This window comes from Pseudomonas sp. UBA6276 (genome assembly GCF_002438365.1).
Lineage (GTDB): Bacteria > Pseudomonadota > Gammaproteobacteria > Pseudomonadales > Pseudomonadaceae > Aquipseudomonas > Aquipseudomonas coleopterorum.
The window spans coordinates 7894-11129 of the sequence record NZ_DJUS01000089.1 but is presented as its reverse complement, the minus strand read 5'-3'; the positions used below and the strand labels follow the sequence as shown (position 1 = coordinate 11129).

Sequence of the window (3236 nt, the reverse complement as noted above, 5' to 3'; positions counted from 1 at the left end):
CTCGATGCCGACGGCGGGCTGTTCTCCGGTAACTTCCGCGCCAGCGAGCGCATGGCGCAATTGATCGTTCAGGTGGCCGGCCGCGCCGGGCGCGCGGAAGAACCGGGCAAGGTGATCATCCAGACGCACCTGGCCGACCATCCGCTGTTGGTGCAATTGACCGAGCAGGGTTACTTCGCCTTCGCCGAGCAGGCCCTGGCCGAACGCCGCGCCGCCGGCCTGCCACCCTTCGCGCACCTGGCGCTGCTGCGCGCCGAGGCCCACAAGCCGGGCCAGGCCGAAGCCTTTCTGGACGAAGCCTGCGCCGCCGCCGAAGCCTTGGTGGCGCAACTGGGACTGGGCGGCCTCGAACTGCTGGGGCCGGTGCCTGCCCCCATGGAACGCCGCGCCGGACGCTACCGGGCGCAGTTGCTGGTCCAGGCGACGTTGCGAGCACCCCTGCACCGCTTGCTCAATGCCTGGATGCTGCAACTGGAGCAACTGCCGAGCGGGCGCCAGGTGCGCTGGTCGCTGGATGTGGACCCGGTGGATTTGTATTGAGATAGGCGCACCTGGAGTGCGGATCGGCGGTGTCTGCCGACGCGGCTTGCGCCGCTGCTACAGGGGTGGTGGTTTGCAGGGGGGATTTGCGGGTTGGCAACCCCCGCCAACAACCGGATAATGCCCAGTTTTTCCACCCGCGCAAACAGCACCGCCGTACCCGCGGTCGACCGAGAACCCCATGAAAGACACCATTCGCCAGCTGATTCAACAAGCCCTGACCCACCTCGTCGCCGAAGGTGTGCTGACAGAAGGTCTGACGCCGGCAATCCAGGTGGAAAACTCGCGAGACAAGAAGAACGGCGATTTCGCCAGCAACATCGCCATGATGCTGGCCAAGCCTGCCGGCATGAAGCCACGTGACCTGGCAGAAAAGCTGATTGCCGCGCTGCCGGCCGATGAGGGAGTGAGCAAGGTCGAGATCGCCGGTCCCGGCTTCCTCAACTTCTTCCAGAACAGTGCCGCCCTCGCCGCGCGCCTGGATGCTGCACTGGCCGATGCCCACATCGGCGTGCGCAAGGCCGGCCCGGCGCAGCGCGTGGTGGTCGATCTGTCGGCACCCAACCTGGCCAAGGAAATGCACGTGGGCCACTTGCGCTCGACGATAATCGGCGATGGCGTGGCCAATGTGCTGGAGTTCCTCGGCGACACCGTGATCCGCCAGAACCACGTCGGTGACTGGGGCACGCAGTTCGGCATGCTGCTCGCCTACCTGCAGGAAAAACCCGCTACCAGCGACGAACTCTCCGACCTGGAGAATTTCTATCGCGCAGCCAAGCAGCGTTTCGACGAGTCCGAGGAGTTCGCCGAGCGTGCCCGCGGCCTGGTGGTCAAGCTGCAGGCCGGCGACGCCGAGTGCCTGGCGCTGTGGAAGCGCTTCAACGAAATCTCCCTGTCCCACTGCCAGAGCACCTACGAGCGCTTGAACGTCAAGCTGACCCCGGCCGACGTGATGGGCGAAAGCGCCTACAACGACGACCTGGCCAACGTGGTCGCCGACCTGCGCGCCAAGGGCCTGCTGGTGGAAAGCAACGGCGCGCAGTGCGTGTTCCTCGAAGAATTCAAGACCGCCGAAGGCACCCCACTGCCGGTGATCGTGCAGAAGGCCGGTGGCGGCTATCTGTATGCCACCACCGACCTGGCTGCGCTGCGCTATCGCAGCAACGTGCTCAAGGCCGACCGCGCGCTGTACTTCGTCGATCAGCGTCAGGCCCTGCACTTCCAGCAGGTGTTCGAGGTGGCGCGACGCGCCGGTTTCATCAGCAACGGCATGCAGCCCGAGCACATGGGCTTCGGCACCATGAACGGCGCCGACGGCCGCCCGTTCAAGACCCGCGACGGCGGTACCGTGAAGCTGGTCGACCTGCTAGACGAAGCCGAGCAACGCGCCTACACCCTGGTCAAGGAAAAGAACCCCGAGGTCGCCGAGGCTGACCTGCGGGTGATCGCCAAGGCCGTGGGGATCGGCGCGGTGAAATATGCCGACCTGTCCAAGCATCGCACCAGCGACTACAGCTTCAACTTCGACCTGATGCTCAACTTCGAAGGCAATACCGCGCCGTACCTGCTCTACGCCTACACCCGCGTGGCCGGGGTGTTCCGCAAGCTGGGCAAGGATTTCGCGGACGTCGAAGGCCAGATCGTGCTGGAAGCCGAACACGAGAAGGAATTGGCGGCCAAGCTGGCGCAATTCACCGAAGTGCTGAACACCGTCGGTGAGAAAGGCACGCCCCATGTGTTATGCACTTACCTGTACGATGTGGCCGGGCTGTTCTCCAGCTTCTATGAGAACTGCCCGATCCTGGCGGCCGAAAACCCCGTTCAGCAACAAAGCCGCCTGCGCCTGGCGGCGCTGACCGGTCGCACCCTCAAGCAAGGATTGGCTCTGTTGGGCCTGGAAACACTGGAGCGTATGTAAGTTGGCTGCCAAGAAGAAACCTGCACCCAAACGTGGCGCCAGCCGCAATTCCGCACCTGCCAAGAAGCCCATCCCGGGCTGGCTGTGGCTGGCGATCGGCCTGAGCGTGGGCGCGTTCGTGGTGTTCCTGATGAAGCTGGAGCCGGGCAACGGTGACGTCAAGCGCGTCAAGGCCGAGCAGGCGAAGGCGGAGAAGATCGCCGAGGCGAACAAGACCCCGCCCAGCCCTCAGGCACCGGTCAAGCCCAAGTACGACTTCTACACCCTGCTGCCGGAATCGGAGGTCATCGTGCCGCCCGAGGCGGTTCCCGAGAAGACACCTCCGATTCCGGCCCAGGCCCCCGTCACGCCGGCCGAAGCGGCCAAGATCGATACTGCACGCGCCCAGGCGGCGCTCAGCGGCGCGACTCCGCCGCCGGCCCCGCCCGTGATCAAGCCCGCGGCGACCACCCAGTTCTATCTGCAGGCCGGTTCGTTCCGCAAGCAGGCGGACGCCGACCGGGTGCGGGCGCAGATCATCCTGCTGGGGCAGTCGGTGAACGTCGAGTCCGGAACGGTCAAGGAGGACACCTGGTACCGGGTGCTGGTGGGTCCGTTCAGCAACCGCGAGCAACTGACCGTGGCGCAGAAGCAACTGGCGGGCAGTGGATTTAGTAACCTGCTGTTGCAGCAAAGGCAGATTCGGCAGTAAGCCCATGCATCGGCGGCGCGTCCTTCGCGGGCAGAGCCCGCTCCCACAGGTGCGCGCGGGTTCTGTGGGAGCGGGCTCTGCCCGCGA

The 3236-nt window shown here is 65.4% G+C and carries 2 protein-coding genes and 1 pseudogene; all 3 read left to right on the top strand.

Features of this window, described 5'->3' with window-relative positions:
- Positions 1–540 (top strand): annotated as a pseudogene (locus tag B2V21_RS10470) (primosomal protein N'); the annotation flags it as partial.
- 181 nt (positions 541–721) lie between these two features.
- A complete protein-coding gene (gene argS, locus B2V21_RS10465; RefSeq protein WP_286916804.1) occupies positions 722–2458 on the top strand; it encodes an arginine--tRNA ligase in 1737 nt (578 codons plus the stop codon).
- Position 2459: 1 nt separating this feature from the next.
- Positions 2460–3149: an SPOR domain-containing protein gene (locus B2V21_RS10460; protein WP_056844431.1), complete on the top strand. Its 690-nt coding sequence runs from the start codon at positions 2460–2462 to the stop codon at positions 3147–3149.
- Positions 3150–3236 lie beyond the last annotated feature (87 nt).

Coding starts and splice junctions, on each gene's coding strand:
- argS (WP_286916804.1), top strand. CDS start 722: ATGAAAGACACCATTCGCCAGCTGATTCAACAAGCCCTGACCCACCTC.